The 15,486-nt window shown below is 68.5% G+C and carries 13 protein-coding genes and 1 pseudogene; 6 read left to right on the top strand and 8 right to left on the bottom strand.

The genetic code is table 11. The features are described 5' to 3' along the window. The first annotated feature begins 236 nt into the window (after window positions 1-236). On the top strand, window positions 237-2,021 hold the full coding sequence (locus QMZ92_RS04770) for a VanW family protein (RefSeq protein WP_283295973.1): 1,785 nt from the start codon (window positions 237-239) through the stop codon (window positions 2,019-2,021). 180 nt (window positions 2,022-2,201) lie between these two features. Further along, a complete protein-coding gene (exaC, locus tag QMZ92_RS04765; protein ID WP_283295972.1) occupies window positions 2,202-3,725 on the top strand; it encodes an acetaldehyde dehydrogenase ExaC in 1,524 nt (507 codons plus the stop codon). A gap of 171 nt (window positions 3,726-3,896) precedes the next feature. Here exaC and QMZ92_RS04760 read toward each other — a convergent pair whose 3' ends face one another. The 6 genes from QMZ92_RS04760 to QMZ92_RS04735 form a co-directional block, all read right to left on the bottom strand. Further along, the gene (locus QMZ92_RS04760) at window positions 3,897-4,526 is read right to left on the bottom strand and encodes an IS3 family transposase (protein WP_283296018.1); all 630 of its coding nucleotides are present in this window, start codon (window positions 4,524-4,526) and stop codon (window positions 3,897-3,899) included. After that, entirely contained in the window at window positions 4,523-4,864 is a 342-nt protein-coding gene (locus QMZ92_RS04755) for an IS3 family transposase (RefSeq protein ID WP_283295971.1), read from the bottom strand. The genes QMZ92_RS04760 and QMZ92_RS04755 overlap by 4 nt, the downstream gene beginning before the upstream one ends. Before the next feature lie 102 nt (window positions 4,865-4,966). Further along, window positions 4,967-5,179: a transposase gene (locus QMZ92_RS04750; RefSeq protein ID WP_283295970.1), complete on the bottom strand. Its 213-nt coding sequence runs from the start codon at window positions 5,177-5,179 to the stop codon at window positions 4,967-4,969. Between the two features lie 118 nt (window positions 5,180-5,297). Beyond that, on the bottom strand, window positions 5,298-6,032 hold the full coding sequence (locus tag QMZ92_RS04745) for a YoaK family protein (protein ID WP_283295969.1): 735 nt from the start codon (window positions 6,030-6,032) through the stop codon (window positions 5,298-5,300). 23 nt (window positions 6,033-6,055) lie between these two features. Next, complete coding sequence (locus tag QMZ92_RS04740; protein ID WP_283295968.1) at window positions 6,056-7,873, bottom strand: alkyl/aryl-sulfatase; 1,818 nt, start codon at window positions 7,871-7,873, stop codon at window positions 6,056-6,058. 296 nt (window positions 7,874-8,169) lie between these two features. Continuing rightward, window positions 8,170-9,147, bottom strand: coding sequence for a transposase family protein (locus QMZ92_RS04735; protein ID WP_283295967.1), 978 nt, complete (start codon window positions 9,145-9,147; stop codon window positions 8,170-8,172). 180 nt (window positions 9,148-9,327) lie between these two features. Here QMZ92_RS04735 and QMZ92_RS04730 point away from each other — a divergent pair, with 180 nt between their 5' ends. Beyond that, complete coding sequence (locus tag QMZ92_RS04730) at window positions 9,328-9,840, top strand: SMI1/KNR4 family protein (protein ID WP_283295966.1); 513 nt, start codon at window positions 9,328-9,330, stop codon at window positions 9,838-9,840. Between the two features lie 68 nt (window positions 9,841-9,908). Here QMZ92_RS04730 and QMZ92_RS04725 read toward each other — a convergent pair whose 3' ends face one another. Further along, complete coding sequence (locus QMZ92_RS04725; protein ID WP_283295965.1) at window positions 9,909-10,133, bottom strand: hypothetical protein; 225 nt, start codon at window positions 10,131-10,133, stop codon at window positions 9,909-9,911. Window positions 10,134-10,221: 88 nt separating this feature from the next. Here QMZ92_RS04725 and QMZ92_RS04720 point away from each other — a divergent pair, with 88 nt between their 5' ends. Beyond that, window positions 10,222-11,763 (top strand): ISL3 family transposase, encoded by a 1,542-nt coding sequence (locus tag QMZ92_RS04720; RefSeq protein WP_283295964.1) that lies wholly within the window; start codon window positions 10,222-10,224, stop codon window positions 11,761-11,763. Window positions 11,764-12,064: 301 nt separating this feature from the next. Here the strand turns inward: QMZ92_RS04720 and QMZ92_RS04715 are convergent, their stop codons facing one another. Next, on the bottom strand, window positions 12,065-14,377 hold the full coding sequence (locus QMZ92_RS04715) for a hypothetical protein (protein WP_283295963.1): 2,313 nt from the start codon (window positions 14,375-14,377) through the stop codon (window positions 12,065-12,067). Between the two features lie 274 nt (window positions 14,378-14,651). Between QMZ92_RS04715 and QMZ92_RS04710 the strand changes: the two genes are divergently transcribed. Beyond that, window positions 14,652-15,173: a hypothetical protein gene (locus QMZ92_RS04710; protein ID WP_283295962.1), complete on the top strand. Its 522-nt coding sequence runs from the start codon at window positions 14,652-14,654 to the stop codon at window positions 15,171-15,173. A gap of 66 nt (window positions 15,174-15,239) precedes the next feature. Next, window positions 15,240-15,473, top strand: a pseudogene (locus tag QMZ92_RS04705) (hypothetical protein); the annotation flags it as partial. Window positions 15,474-15,486 lie beyond the last annotated feature (13 nt).

Genomic DNA, 15,486 nt, shown 5'->3' with positions numbered 1-15,486 from the left:
GGTCCAGGGCGGGGGACGCCTCCCTCGTCCCCGCCCCCGCGGCACCCGTGCCTGACCTGCGGATTCCGGTCCTCGGGCGAGGGCCGGACCACCCGAGGAGCGGTTCGTGAAAGCAGTCACATTTAGGTCGCTTTTAGCCCGTTTTAGTGGATGGTGGTAAGTCCGACCACGTTCACCGGGCTGTACCGGCGGCCCGCCGGGGCGCCGTTGCGACCGGCCGACGCCGAGGGAGTCTCATGGCACGCGGAACCCGCGCAACGGACAACCGGCGCTTCGCTCTGCCCGTCGCGGGCGGGGCGGTCGTCCTCGCCGCAGGCGGTCTGTACGCGGTGGGGCTGGCGGCCGGCGACGTCCCCGACGGCACCCGGGTGCGGGGCGTCGACATAGGCGGGATGAGCCGGCCGGAGGCCCAGCGGACCCTGGACCGCGAGCTCGCGGGCACCTTCGCCGCCCCTCTCACGCTGAGGATCGGGGACCGGGTGGAGAAGGCCGATCCCGCCGCGCTCGGCCTGTCCGTCGACACGGCGGCGACCGCCGGGAACGCCGTGAACGAGTCGCTCGACCCCGTCAGCGTCATCGGGAGGCTCTTCAGCGCGGAGAACCGCGACATCGAGCCCGTGGTGCGCGTCGACGAGGAGAAGAACCGGGACGCCGTCGCGCGCATGGGCGCGGCCGCCGATCGGAAGGTGCGTGACGGCACCATATCCTTCGAGAACGGCCAGGCGACGGCCGTCTCGCCGGTCACGGGCACGTCCCTGGTGAAGGACCGTGCCCCGGACGCCCTCCGGGACGGCTACCTGCGCGCGGACCGCTCGCCCGTCGTGATGCCCGTGAAGCAGACGCCGCCGCGCACAGACCGCGCCGAGACCGAGCGGGCCATGAACGACTTCGCCCGGCCCGCGATGTCCGGTCCCGTCACGCTCACCCTCGACGGCAGGGCCGTCACCGTCGGTCCCCCGGCCCTCGGCCGCCATCTGACCATGAAGCCCGGAGCCGACGGCCGGCTCGCCCCGGTCCTCGACGCCAAGGGGCTGCTCGGCGACCCCGAGGTCTCCGGCCAGGTACGCCAGGCCGCGCAGGGCCCGCGGAACGCGGTACTCGGACTCGACGGCGACCGGGTCGTCGTGACCGAGGAGGCCCGGGCGGGCCACGAGGTCGAGGAGCAGGCGCTCGGCAGGGCCGTGCTCCCCCTGCTGACCCGCCAGGGCGCGGCGCGGACCGGCGAGATCCCGGCGAAGGCCGTCCAGCCGGAGTTCACCGGCGATTCGGCCCGCCGCCTCGGCATCAAGGAGAAGGTCTCCTCGTTCACCGTCGAGTTCCCCGCGGCGCCCTACCGGGTCACCAACATCGCCCGCGCCGTGGAGCGCATCGACGGCTCCGTCGTCCTGCCGGGCGAGGCGTGGAGCTTCAACCGCACGGTCGGGGAGCGCACCAAGGAGAACGGCTTCGTCGACGGCATCATGATCAACAACGGTCAGTACGTGAAGTCCCCCGGCGGGGGCGTCTCCGCCGTCGCGACGACGATGTTCAACGCAGCCTTCTTCGCGGGCGTCAAGCCGGTGGAGTACGGGGCCCACTCGTTCTACATCGAGCGCTATCCGGAGGGCCGCGAGGCCACGGTGGCGTGGGGCACGCTCGACATGCGCTGGCTCAACGACTCGGGCAACGCCGTCTATGTGAAGGCCGAGTCCACGGACACCTCGGTCACCATCTCGTTCCTCGGCACCAAGAAGTACGACGAGATACGCGCGACCAAGGGGCCGCGCACCAACGTCAAGGAGCCGGGGACCCGCAAGGGCAGCGGCCCGGAGTGCGAGGTCCAGACGCCGCTCGAGGGCTTCGACGTCTCCGTGGGACGCCACTTCGTCAAGGACGGCCGCGAGGTCGGCCGGGAGAACTTCACGACCCACTACACGCCGCGCGACGAGGTCGTCTGCACCCCGGAGGAGAACGCACCGGAGGTGGGCGGCCCGGAGGCGAAGACCGCAGGTGAGGCGGCCGGCGCCACCGAGCCCCACTGACCCGGGGCGGCACCCCTGGCAGGCCCTCCGCCGCCGGGCCGGAGGCCGTCGCCCGGGGGCCCGGGGCCGGGTGCCGGGCAGAGGGGACGAGCGCAACGGGGTTGCAACGTCCGTCTCCCTAGGTTCGGCGTCGAAGCGCCGTCCGACGGCGGACGGCGGCGAACCCGGGAGGCCTCCGAGATGACCCGCTACGCCGCGCCCGGCACCGAGGGTGCGATCGTCACGTACGCGTCCCGCTACGACCACTGGATCGGCGGCGAGTCCGTACCGCCTGCCCGCGGCCAGTACTTCGAGAACCCGAGCCCCGTCAACGGCAAGGCGTTCACAGAGATCGCCCGCGGCACCGCCGAGGACGTCGAGCGCGCCCTGGACGCGGCGCACGCTGCGGCGCCCGCCTGGGGGCGCACGGCTCCGGACGCCCGGGCCAACATCCTGCTGAGGATCGCCGACCGGATGGAGACCCATCTCGAGGAGCTCGCGGTCGCGGAGACCTGGGAGAACGGCAAACCGGTCCGCGAGACCCTGGCGGCCGACATCCCGCTGGCCATCGACCACTTCCGGTACTTCGCCGGTGTGCTGCGCGCCCAGGAGGGCTCGCTCAGCGAACTCGACGACGACACGGTCGCTTACCACTTCCACGAGCCGCTCGGCGTCGTCGCGCAGATCATCCCGTGGAACTTCCCCATCCTGATGGCAGTTTGGAAGCTCGCCCCGGCGCTGGCCGCCGGCAACGCGGTGGTGCTGAAGCCCGCCGAGCAGACGCCCGCGTCAATCCACTACTGGATGAGCCTCGTCGCCGACCTCCTGCCGCCGGGCGTCGTGAACATCGTCAACGGCTTCGGTGTGGAGGCGGGCAAGCCCCTCGCCTCGAGCCCCCGGGTGGCGAAGGTCGCGTTCACCGGCGAAACCACCACGGGGCGGCTGATCATGCAGTACGCCGCGGAGAACATCAGGCCCGTCACTCTGGAACTGGGCGGCAAGTCGCCGAACATCTTCTTCGACGACATCTGGTCGGCCGACGACGACCTCCGGGACAAGGCCCTGGAGGGCTTCACGATGTTCGCCCTCAACCAGGGCGAGGTGTGTACGTGCCCGTCGCGGGCGCTGATCCAGCGCGGCCACTACAACGAGTTCCTGGACGCCGGCATCGCCCGTACCGAGGCGATCGTCCCGGGTCACCCCCTCGACACGGACACGATGATCGGCGCGCAGGCATCCAACGACCAGTTGCAGAAGATTCTTTCGTACCTGGACATCGGCAAGCAGGAGGGCGCGAAGATCCTCACGGGCGGCCTGCGCGTCGAGTACGACGGTGAGCTGGCGGGCGGCTACTACGTACAGCCGACGATCTTCGAGGGCGACAACCGGATGCGTGTCTTCCAGGAGGAGATCTTCGGTCCGGTCGTCGCGGTGACCTCGTTCGCCGACTTCGACGACGCGATCAAGACGGCCAACGACACGCTGTACGGCCTCGGTGCCGGCGTCTGGACGCGCGACGTCAACCAGGCCTACCGCGCCGGCCGGGCGATCCAGGCGGGCCGGGTCTGGACGAACTGCTACCACGCGTACCCGGCGCACGCGGCCTTCGGCGGCTACAAGCAGTCCGGCATCGGCCGTGAGACGCACAAGATGATGCTGGATCACTACCAGCAGACGAAGAATCTGCTGGTGAGCTACTCGCCGAAGAAGCTGGGCTTCTTCTAGCAGCACGAAAGAAGGCGCCTGACCTGGGGCTTCTCCCCGATCAGGCGCCTTCTGGGAGCGCCCGGCCCTCCCCATGGGGAGGCGTCGAAATACGCCTGTTCTCCCAGTTCATCCCACCCGTGTCCCAGTCCTGACCAGCAGTTCCGGGCCATACGCGGGCCAGATGGCGGCTCAGCCCGTGGGGCTGCTGTCCCCACTGCGCTTTTGCCCGTGATCTTGGACGCTTGATGGCTGTGCCGCGAGGGCGTGTCGGTGCCGCTTCCGGGTCTCGGCCGGGGTGAGGTAGCCGAAGACTTTGTGTCTGCGCAGCCGGCGGCGGTTGTAGAACGTCTCGATGAAGTCGAGGACGTCGGCACGGGCGGTAGCCCGGTCGTGCCAGACGCGGGTGCCGATCTCTTCTTTGAGTAGGGCCCAGAAACTCTCCGCGGCGGCGTTGTCGAAGCAAGATCCGGCGCGTCCACAGCTTTGCCGGAGCCCCAACTCGCCTATTCGGTCTCGGAATCGGGCCGAGGTGTATTCGCCGCCCCTGTCGGTGTACATGATCACGCCGCGGACGTCGCCGCCCCGGGTTGCCGCGGTCATGTTGAGCGAGGCCACCACCAGCTCGGCGTCGTGCCGGGTGCCCATCGCGTAGCCGAGCAGCCGACGGGACAACAGATCGATCACCGTTGCCAGGTAGAGCGTGCCCTCGCCGGTGTCCATCTCGGTCATGTCACCCACCCAGACGAGATCCGGTTCCTCGGTGGTGAAGTCCCGGCGGACGAAGTCCGGGGCGGCCGGCCGCCTGCCTGGCCTGGTCAGCGACCGGCGGCGCTTGACCTTCCGGCCGGCCCGAGCTCGGCCATCAGCTTCGCGACGGTGCTCACCGACACCCGCCAGCCCCGGCGCACCAGTTCGATGAACACCTTCGGCGAGCCGTAGGTGCCCCCGGAGTCGCGGAAGAACTCCTCGATCTCCTCCGCCAGGTGCTGCCGGCGCATCTCCCGCTCGGTCGGCGGCCGGTGACGCCACTTGTAGTACCACGACTCCGACACCCCCAGAGCCCGGCAGGCGACGCGATGCGGTATGCCCTCCTCGGCCTTGCAACTGCTGACCACTCCGACCGCCACGGCCGGGTCCGCCTCATCTACTTCACCCACAAGGCCGCGAATCGCTTGCACACATCACGCTCCATCTCCAGCTCACGGATGCGTTTGTCCTTCTCCCTGGCCTCGGTCCGCAGCCGCTCCAGCTCCGCCCGCTCACTCTCCCGCAGCCGGCCACCAGAGGGCTCGGCCGCCGGCCGGTCCGACGGCGACGACGTTGCGCCGTGCCCGCGACACCCAGCTGTGCAGCGTCCCGGGATGGATGCCCAGATCCTCGGCCACCTCCGGAATCGGCTTCCCGGTCTCCGTCACGATCCGCACCGCCCCCTCACGGAATTCAGCGTCGTAGACGCGCTTCCTGGATGCCATGACCCCCAACTATCCCTTCGATCACGGTCTCCACAGATAGGAGGGGAGGTGCAGAGCCATACCGGGCCCCGGAGGCCACGAGCCCGAACCGGGCCCTACAAAGAAGGTAATGGGCACCTCACCCCGAGGTGTCGTCGGTCGTCCCCCGTCCGGACAGGTCGGCGCGCACGATAGTGGCTGCTGCGGCTGTCAGCACGACGGCGGCGATCGCATGAGCGGTGGAGTACGACCAGGTCAGCGTGACGGCAGCACCTCCTGCGGCCCCCAGCATGTAGGCGAGGAAGACCAGGGAGAGCAGCCGCACACCACGACGGGCGGCGCGTCCGCGGTCCTGGACAGCACGGGTGATCAAGGCGACCAGGGTGCTGGTCAGGGTCGTCGTGGGCACCCCTGGCAGAGCGACCCGCGCCGCGTAGAGGCTCTGCACTCCCATGGCGGCCGCGATCAGCAGCACGGGCACCTGATGGGGAGCGGCGGTGGCCGCGGCGATCACAAGCAGGGCCGCTTCCACGACGAGCAGGAACCAGCGGTTGGCCGCCAGCGCCCGCCAGGCCCTGCCGAGCCCCAGAAGGCTCTGGTGGCCGAGCACGGCCGCCAGAAGGACTCCGGCGCAGAATCCGCAGATCGAGGCCAGCGGGCCGCTCGTCTCGGCCACGGCCCGCCCCAGGTCCGGTTGATGCAGGGAGCGTTCGGTGAGGCGGGCGGCGAGGAACACGGCGTTGCCGGTCTGGTTCGCGACGAAGACCCGGCTGGGCCCCGTGTACGCGGCGGCGTCCACCCAGCCTGCGACGGCGGTGAGCAGCACCATCAGGCGCTTCGGTGGCCCGACGGGGCCGGGACGTTTCCCGAGCATGGTGAGCGCGTCGCCTTGCGGGGTCAGGGGGTGACGATGTCGAAGTGGAGGTCCGGGGTGTCCAGGAGCCCCAGGAGGCGCGGGAGTACCCCGGGATCGCCCTGGGTGACGATGTCTTCCTGCTCGCCGCTGGCGAGCGCGAGGAGCTGGAGCCTGGACAGGGTGAGGGTGGCGGGTGCGTCGCCAGCGGGCGGCTGGTCGGGCGGTGTGCTGCGGTGGGTGAGGGCGCCGTGGGAGAGCGTCAGGCGCCACGTCTGCTGCTCATCCGTCACCCGCAGGTCCAGCACCAGGTGTTCGTCCCAGGCTCGGGGGCCGTCGACGCGGACAGCCATGGTGTCGAGGATCTGGTCGACGGTCAGGGCTGTAGCCATCCGGGAGCGGAGGGTGGCGGGGGCGGGACGGCAGATCAGTTCCAGGGCGCCGGTGAGGTAGATGTTGCGCCAGGTGGCGTTCTCGGCGCCCTGGCCGAGCCGTTCGTAGACGGAGGCCAGGGCTTCCCGCGCTTCGACGCAGTCCGGTTCGGCGAAGACCGCGTGGTTGAGGAGCGTGGCGGCGAAGCGCAGGTCGCCCTGGGCCGCGTACTCCCGGGCGCGAGCGATCACCGCGGCGGAACCGCCGTAGTCGGCGACGTAGCGGCGGGCCAGATCGACGGGTGGGTGCTCCCACAGATGGGCTGGGTTGCCGTCGTACCAGCCCATGTAGCGCTGGTAGATCGCTTTGACGTTGTGGCTCACCGACCCGTAGTAGCCGCGTACGGACCGGACGGCCTCGAGCGACGGTGGCAGCCTGACCTGCTCGGCGATCTCGGTACCGGTCAGCCCTTTGTTGGTCAGACGTAGCGTCTGGTCGTGCAGATAGGCATACAGGTCCCGATGGGCCGTGAGGAACTCGGCGATGGCATCGGCCCCCCAGGTGGGCCAGTGGTGGGAGGCGAAGGCGACGTCCGCCTCCGGGGCGAACAGGTTCAGTGCCTCGTCGAGGTAGCGGGCCCATAGGCGCGCGTCGCGGATCTCGGCGCCGCGCAGGGTGAGCACGTTGTGCATGGTGTGGGTGGCGTTCTCGGCCATGCACAGCGCGCGCCGCTCCGGCAGGAGGAAGTTCATCTCCGCCGGGGCCTCGGTGTCCGGCGTGAGCTGGAACACGAGCCTGACGCCGTCGATGACCTCCTCCTGCCCAGTTCGGGTGACGTCACGGGTGGGCGGAATGAAGGTGATGGTGCCCTTGGAGACGGCCATGCCCAGACCACAGCCGACCTGACCCGTGGGGGACTTGTCCAGCAGAATGCCGTACATGTAGGAGGCGCGACGGGACATCGCGGGGCCGGCGTAGACGTTCTCACTGACCAGGTGCTCGACGAATCCGCGCGGGGCGATCACGGGGACGTCACCGGTGCCGCCGGGCAGTACACCGCCTGCTCCGCCGCAGTGATCCGTGTGGCTGTGGGTGTAGATCACTGCGGTGACGGGGCGCTCGCCTCGATGAGCGCGATACAGTGCGAGTGCGGCCGCGGCCGTCTCGGCGGAGATGAGCGGGTCGACGACGATCACACCGTCGGTGCCCTCGATGAGAGTCATGTTCGACAGGTCGAGATTGCGGACCTGGTACACGCCCTCGGTCACCTCGTAAAGGCCCTGTCTGGCGCAGAGCCGGCTCTGACGCCACAGACCGGGATGCACGGTGTCCGGGCAGTCGGGGGTATCGAGGAAGGCGTATGCGTCGGAGTCCCAGACCACCTGCCCGTCCTCATGGGTGATCCGCGCGGGGGACAGCGCGGCCACGAAGCCGCGGTCGGCCGCGGTGTCGTCACGAGGCCATGGATCGTGGCTGGAGCGTTTCGTCATGCGCGCATGCTAGGGATGTGGCCCGGCCGCAGGACTCTGGCACGAGGGGCGTGGATCTGGGTTCACCCGTCTCACCCACGGTCAGCACAGTCCTCGCCGGGTCCTGCGGGTCGGTGAGCCAGTTGACGACGTCGACGTCGGTCATCCAGATCGCCTGCGTCTCGTGGGCGTCGCCGTGCTGGACGACGTGGACGCGGCCCTGCGGGGACCGACGCTGCTTGGGGGCGGGGTCGGCTAACGACTTCGCCCGCGATTGAGGTGTGAATGTGCTGGGCTGCGGCTCGGCTGGTGGTTGGTCAGTGTGTCGTGCTGCGCGCGAGTACGAGTTCAGTGCTGTGTGCGCGGTGAGTGGGTCGTTGGGCTGCCCGGTCGGAGATCAGGCCGGCGATCGCTCGTTGGGTTTGCGCGTAGGTTTCGCGGCGTTGGGTGGATCTGCGCATGGGCGCCCATTGCCGTAGCTCGGCGTTGGTGTGCTCGACGCAGATCCGAGTCGAGGACTGCCGGCGTCTGGCCTCGCGCCAGGCCCTCTTGTCGCCGTCACAGGCATCGTCCTTGGGCTTCTTCGGTGGGGCGGTGATCTGGTGGGGGAACTCATTGGCCAGGCCCTGGTAGCCGGCGTCGACCGTGGCCTGGACCTTGGGACGCCGACGCAACTGTTCAGCGACGCCCTCGCTGCGCACGGCGGTCTGGTCGTGCATCCGGCCGGGCCGCTCCACACCGGAGAACAGCAACCTGCCCTGCCCGTCACTGAACATGGTGGTCTTGATGGTGTTCTGCTTGCGTTTGCCCGGCACGAACGCCCGGCGTCCAGGCCTACCGGCCTGTGGGCGGCGAACCTGTGTCTCGGCACCACCGATCCGCAGCTCGATGCCTTCGGCCTCGGCGTAGGCGAACACGTCCTCCAGGGTCCGCAGCCGCAGACCGGAACGATCGGACACGGCGAAGCCACGGGCAGCAAGCACGGATCGGACCTCGCCGATCGCCCGGCCGACAGTGGAGGAGCCGACACCGTAGGCCACCGCCAGTGCTTCCCGGGTGAGGCCGGTGCGCAGGTGGACGAGCGTGACGACCAGACGGTCATGGAAGGTGAGTGTGTACTTTGGCCCTGCACCAGCGTGCCTGCGGCGGGCACCACCGCGCCGGTCATGGCGCCCACACTCACAGCGTGCCTGCCACTGGGGTTCGAGTTCCTCTAGCAACTCGCCGAGGTGTTGGCGACTCACGCCGCAGAAGGCAGGATGGGACAAGGCCGCGCGGGCCCACTTCTTGGTCACACATGAAGAACCCGCGCGGCCATCCCCATGTCACGGCCCCACCCCGATCAATCGCGGGTGAGGTCGTAAATTCGAAGACCCGCTGTCCGGCTACGGTAGGTGAGCCCGTTGAGTGGCATAGCGAATCCGTACAGAGAGGGGCAGCAGGGAATGAGTGTGGTGGAGAGCTGGTCTCGTGTAATGAATCTCCTCCGAGAGCATGCTCCGGCCGATCACGCGGACCTGCCCGGCCCGGCCCCGGAGCGGATACTCACGGCCGCCGAGGAGCGCATGGGTGTCTCATTGCCTCAGGAACTGCGGGCGTGGCTGCTGCAGAACAACCTGGATCTTCCCGAGGACGATGTGGACGACGACGTCGCCTGTTGCGGTTACGCCGGGTTCCCGGACGAGGGGAGCTTCTTTCTGGGCATCCGGGCGATGGAGAAGCTCTACGCGAATCACCCCTTGTCCGGTGGGGGCGAATGGCGCGAGGAGTGGATCCCGTTCCAGTCGGACCGGGACGGCTGGATGGGACAGTTCATCGACGCGAGGGACGGACGTATCGGCAGATGGTTCGTGGGTGCGCCCACGGTCACCGGCGAGTACGCGTCATTGGCCCACTGCTTCGACTCCGTGGCGGAGATGCTGACGAGGATCGGCGCGGGGGACTATCCGGTCTGTTCCGTTGCCGAAGGGCGACTTGTCTGGTCGTGAGGCTGTGAGGTCGCGAAACGGAAGTGCCCCCGGAACCGAAGAACGGCCGGGGGCACTTCTCATGCCGGTTACGGAGTGGGTGCGGTGAATCCGTCGAGGTCGACCCAGTAGTCGTCGTCCTCCATCAGGCGCTGTTCCTTCATGAACTCGCCGAACGGCCGCATCGACTGGGTGTTCTGCCAGTTCGACATCGAAGACCGGCCGCGGAGCTCCTTCCACGTCGGTGCCGGGGCATCCGGGCGCAGGTGGAGCGTCATGGTGTCGTCGGCGTGGCGCCGGACATAGGTCTGCACGCATTCGGCGCAGCTGTAGGCGGGAGTGTCTAATCAACGGCCCTGTCTCACTTTCGGTGGTGACGGAGCGTCGTGACGCGTCGTTGACATGCGGGTGAGGGATGTCAACGAGCTTGTCCAGATGGTGTTTTCGGGCCTGCTCCCGCTGGTCATGGACGACGTGCTCGACGAGGGTGAGCGGATCGTGGTGCGGGCGCGAACGCCGCAGGACATGGCGCCGTGTCCGGTGTGCGGGGTGTCGTCGGGACGGGTGCACGGCTATCACCGGCGGACTGTGGCTGACGTGCCGGTCGACGGGCGGCGGGTGGTGGTCCGTGTGCGGGTGCGGCGTCTCGTGTGCCCCACCCGCGGCTGCCGACATACCTTCCGCGAGCAGGTGCCCGGAGTCCTGGACCGATACCAGCGACGCACCACACGCCTGACCAGGCACGTCAAGGTGGTGGTCAAGGAGTTGGCGGGCCGGGCGGGGGCACGTTTGCTGGCGATACTCGCGGCGGGCGTCTCGCGTCACACGGCTCTGCGTACTCTGTTGCGCATCCCGCTGCCCGCAGGGCGGACGCCCCGCGTGATCGGCGTCGACGACTTCGCTCTGCGCCGACGGCACCGCTACGCCACCGTGATCATCGATGCCGGGACGCATGAGCGGATCGATGTGCTGCCCGACCGCACGGCGGACACCTTGGAGGCGTGGCTACGCGAACATCCGGGCATCGAGGTCGTGTGCCGCGACCGCTCCGCGACCTACGCCGAGGCCATCCGCCGCGCACTGCCCAACGCGGTGCAGGTCGGTGATCGGTGGCATCTGTGGCACAACCTGTGCGAAGCCGTCTTGAGCGAGGTCAAGGCGCACAGCACGTGCTGGGCCGCCGTACTGGACACGCCGATCTACGACGGACCCCGCGCACAGACCACCCTGGAACGCTGGCACCAGGTCCACGGTCTGCTCGACCAGGGCGTGGGCCTGCTCGAATGCGCCCGCCGCCTGAAACTGGCCCTGAACACCGTCAAACGCTATGCCCGTGCCGACCGGCCCGAGCGGATGCTCCGCGTCCCCAAATACCGCGCCAGCCTCGTCGACCCCTACCGCGAGCACCTGCGCAAACGCCGGGCCGAGGACCCTGGCGTCCCCATCAAGCACCTCTTCGACGAGATCAAAGCCCTGGGCTTCACCGGCTGCCTGAACCTCCTGCACAAGTACATCAACCAAGGCCGCGCGGACGCCGACCGCAGTCACATCTCCCCACGCCGACTCGCCCGGATGCTGCTGACCATGCCCGACAACCTCAAGACCGAGCACCACGAGCTCCTGGCCAAGCTCACCGCCGCCTGCCCCGAGATGACCCAACTGGCCGCAGATATCAGCGACTTCGCCCCGCTCCTTGCGCCTCACGCCGACAATGCCGACGCACTCTCGCGCTGGATCGTCCAGGTCCGCGGCGCCGACCTGCCCCACCTGCATGCCTTCGCCCGAGGACTGGAACGAGACCGCGACGCCGTGAACGCCGCCCTCACACTTCCGTACAGCAACGGCCCCACCGAGGGTGTCAACACCAAAACCAAGCGGATCGCGCGCCAGATGCACGGACGAGCAGGCTTCACCCTGCTTCGCCACCGCATCCTCCTCGGATAGCAGCACTCTCCGTCACCACCGAAAGTGAGACAGGGCCGAACGTCTTACAGTCCCCCTACCGGCGCGTCCGAGCATGGTGTCAGCTCTTCTTAAGGCCACAGAGATGCGGAGCCTGCTTCATCTCGTTCGACGCCGGCCCACGGCCGTCCGACTCCCCGGACCTTGGAGCAGCCCTCGGGCCCACGACCGGACGTCGGTCCCGCGTGGGCGTCTGGTCAGCCGTCACCCAGCACACATGGGAAGGGCCCCACCCCGGGACGAACTGGGGTGGGGTCCTTCCCGTTTGCGCTGCTCGTTCAGGCTACTCCTGGGCGGTTCGGCGACGCCGCATCCGCCACACCAGGGCCGCGCCGGTGGCGGCGATCGCCGCGGCGATGCCGGAGATCAGGCCGATCGGGGTGTCCGATCCGGTGTCGGCGAGGCCGCCGTCCGGGTCCGGCCGGTTGGCCGGAGGCGTCACGCCCCCACTGCCGCCGGTGTCACCGTTGCCGGGCTTGGTCGGGTCCGGGCCCGGCGACGTGGGCGGATCGGTCGGGTCGGTCGGCGTCGGCGTCGGCGTCGGGTCGGGCCCCCCGTCATCTGTCAGGGCGGCGCCGTTGCCGCCCAGGAACGCGGTGTCGCTGTCGCGGGCGGAGGTCTCCGTGCGCACGGAGTCCTTCGTCGCGCGGGGCAGTTCACGGTGCTGGGCGGTGAACTCGACACCGGTGATGTTTCGCTTGGGGACCTTTGCGAAGTCGATGCCGCCGACGAAGAACGTGTAGATCCGGCCGTCGCCGAGGGGCCATTCGTAGGTGAAGTCACCCTTGGTGAAGGACTTCACCATCTCCTGCCACACGGTCCGCTTGTCCCAGTGGGCGTTCTCACCGCGCAGCGGCCATCGCTTCAGGTTGTTGCTGTTGATGACGGGTCGGAAGTCGGTGGCCTTCTTCGCGTCCTGCTGGCGGATCCACTCGGCCGCGACGCGGGACTTGTAGACGCGGCGCAGGTCGGCGTACTTGGGGTCGGTGTTGATCTGCTTCTCGACGTGCGGGACGAGGTACCGGGTGATCAGCCGGTGGCTGCGCTCCTTCTCACCCTTGCTGAGCTTCTTCGAGCAGTCCTCTCCCTGTACGGGGGTGGTGAAGTCCATTGCCGCGTGGTTGACCTCCAGCGGGGCGTCGAGGATGTAGATCCCGCCGTCCTGCTCGCGGACCTTCGCCCGGCCGGGAACGATCCAGTTGCGTCCCGATCCCCAACACGGCACCCCGTCGACCTTGGGGGCGGCGTCCATGAACTCCTTGCCCGGGGACTTCTTGGGGTCCATGGCGCGGGAGAAGTCCCGCTTCATTTCCATGTCGGCTACGAGGAGGACACGGCCGGCGTCGGTTTCACCGAAAGCCTTGTCCATGATGGTGTCGGGCTGGTCGGGGTTGAGGTTCACCCACTGCCGGTCCGGGGTGAGCGCCAGCCACGTGAACAGGGCATCGGAGGCCAGTTCGAGCTTCGCCTGTCCGCCCCAGCCCGGATTGTTGTCCTCATCGGGCATGAAGTCGGCCTTCATGGAGTAGTCCAGAGCCTTGCCCTTGACCGGGTTGCCGACGTACTGGAGCTCCAGGGTGGAGAAGTCCACCCCGCCCGGGCCCCGGCCGAGCGCGGACCGGGCGTTGTTCGCCAGGTACTCGTTCTGCAACTGCCGGGCCTGAACCGGGTTCTGTCCCGACCCGTAGGCCATCGAGGCGCCCGGGCCCTGGGTGCCGCGGTTCGGCAGCGGGTTGAACACGTTGTACGTTTTCGTGTACTTTGTCTGCGGCCACAAGCCCTTCGCGGTCGCCCGGCGCTCCGCGATCCGGATCGGGTTGCTCCCCGTCCCCCGCTCCACCCGGAGCTTGTCGTTCTCGGCCTTGTAGTCTCGGACGGTGGCACCGTTAGGCTTCTCCGACGTGAACATCGTCAGGCGGTGCCGGGTGAAGTCGTACTTCGCGTCCTTGTGCCGCAGGATGATCCTGTCGGCCCGCAGCTGGGCCGGCTTGCGCTTCCCGTCGGACTTGAACTCCCCCAGCTCACCGGTGCGCTGGTTGTAGGAGTCGTACCGCCGAGAGGCGATCTTCTTGCCGTCCTTGTCGAAGATCTCGATCGTGACCTCGCACAGCCAGTCAGGGCCGACCATGTTGAAGTCCTGAACCGCCTTGACCTCGAACACGCCCCCCTTCTGCTTGCTGACCTGCGCGCTGATCAGGTTGACCTTCCAGTTGCCGAACGGCTTGGGGTTGTTCGACTCGTTCCGATGCCGCTTATAGCGGGAGTAGATCGCTTTGCGCATGTCCTCCGGGTTCTTGGAGGCCGCATACGCCTTGTCCCACTTGTCGATGTCCGCGCGGCTGCCCGTGACCTGCCCCAGCTCGGCCGCAGTGGGCGCGGGAACGTTCTCGAAGCCCTTGAACGCGTTGTTGTAGTAGTACTCCTCGTCCGGCCCGGACTTCGTCCAGTGGTGCTGACCGGTCGGCGCACCCGAGTTGTTCGGCGTACGCGGGATGATCCTCTTCAGGTGCATCTGATCGCACCGCTTACCGCCGGTGATCTTCGCGTAGTCCCCGGGCGCAGCCGACGCCACCGACGGCAGGCCGACCAGCAGCACCGCCGCTGAGGAAACGACCGCCAGCGCGGCAGATAAGCGCCTTTTCAGACGCTGTCGTATAGGTGTGCTCACGTAGTGTCCCTGGTCGTGGGGGCCACGGGACTCAAGACTGCGAGGGCAGGCCGGACAAGGGGCCCCCGTATCGTGCCCGCTCCTGCCGACCCACCACACTAGAGGCCGTCAACTCCTCATGCACAACGCGTTGTTGACACTCCGTGTGATGACTCCGCGAAGATCCTGCGTGTGTGACAGCGCGTTTCGGTAGGTTCTGGCCATGACCACACCCCACTCCGACTACGACTCCACCCGCCACCCCGACCTCCTGGTCTGGCTCACCGATCGCCAGGCCGGCTTCGAACGCTGGGCTCGGGAAGCCGGCGGCGTCGACAGGTTCGACTTCTCCGACACCTCCCTCGATGCCTTGGAAGGCCTGGTCAAGGAGAAATTCGCCGAGTCGGATGAGATCACCGCACAGCGCCGCTCCCCCTTCGTCCAAGGTGCCGTGTGGTACATCGGCGAGACCCTGCGCCGACGGCGCGAGGGCTGGGTATGGAAGTTCGAACCGGACGTCACCTTCGGCCTGCTCCCGGCGTTCTATCCGGCGGTCCCGGACTCCGTATACCTGGACACCCCCTGCGTCGGCGCACCCGACGCCAAGCCCGGCGAAGACTGGTACCCCCTGAACACGCTGCGCCGACTCCTCGCCACCGAAGACGAGTTCGACAACCCGATCGACGAACGACTCGTCGGCATGATCGAAGGCTGGTACGACGAAGACGAGGAGGACGACGAGTAACTGGGGCCCGCAGTGCGGGCGCCAGGCCGTGTCTGATGAATTGATCTCGTGGTGGGTCGTGGTGGGCTGGCGGCTCGGCTTGGCGTCGCCGAGGGGGACCTCCTGCCCGTCCGTACCGTGTACAAGTTCCTCACCGACGGACGGCCCGTGCAGTTGTCGACGAGCTCGGAACCGTACGGCCTCAGGGGCAGCACCCTCGTCGTTCTGCCCGACGGCGGGCCGCACGCTGGTGCCGGCGTCGCGAACCGCATGGCCGAGATCGGCATCATGGTCAGTCATGCCGTCGAACAGCCCCAGCCGACCTGGAGGCCCG

It is taken from the genome of Streptomyces sp. HNM0645 (genome assembly GCF_030056615.1).
GTDB lineage: Bacteria > Actinomycetota > Actinomycetes > Streptomycetales > Streptomycetaceae > Streptomyces > Streptomyces marianii.
This window is presented reverse-complemented; position numbering and strand designations above follow the sequence as displayed.

Excerpts from the sequence above, each read along its gene's own strand:
- QMZ92_RS04720 (WP_283295964.1), top strand. The coding sequence starts at position 10,222 with ATGCGGGTGAGGGATGTCAACGAGCTTGTCCAGATGGTGTTTTCGGGC.
- QMZ92_RS04710 (WP_283295962.1), top strand. The coding sequence starts at position 14,652 with ATGACCACACCCCACTCCGACTACGACTCCACCCGCCACCCCGACCTC.
- QMZ92_RS04770 (WP_283295973.1), top strand. The coding sequence starts at position 237 with ATGGCACGCGGAACCCGCGCAACGGACAACCGGCGCTTCGCTCTGCCC.
- QMZ92_RS04750 (WP_283295970.1), bottom strand. The coding sequence starts at position 5,179 with ATGGCATCCAGGAAGCGCGTCTACGACGCTGAATTCCGTGAGGGGGCG.
- QMZ92_RS04730 (WP_283295966.1), top strand. The coding sequence starts at position 9,328 with ATGAATCTCCTCCGAGAGCATGCTCCGGCCGATCACGCGGACCTGCCC.
- QMZ92_RS04740 (WP_283295968.1), bottom strand. The coding sequence starts at position 7,873 with ATGACGAAACGCTCCAGCCACGATCCATGGCCTCGTGACGACACCGCG.
- QMZ92_RS04745 (WP_283295969.1), bottom strand. The coding sequence starts at position 6,032 with ATGCTCGGGAAACGTCCCGGCCCCGTCGGGCCACCGAAGCGCCTGATG.
- exaC (WP_283295972.1), top strand. The coding sequence starts at position 2,202 with ATGACCCGCTACGCCGCGCCCGGCACCGAGGGTGCGATCGTCACGTAC.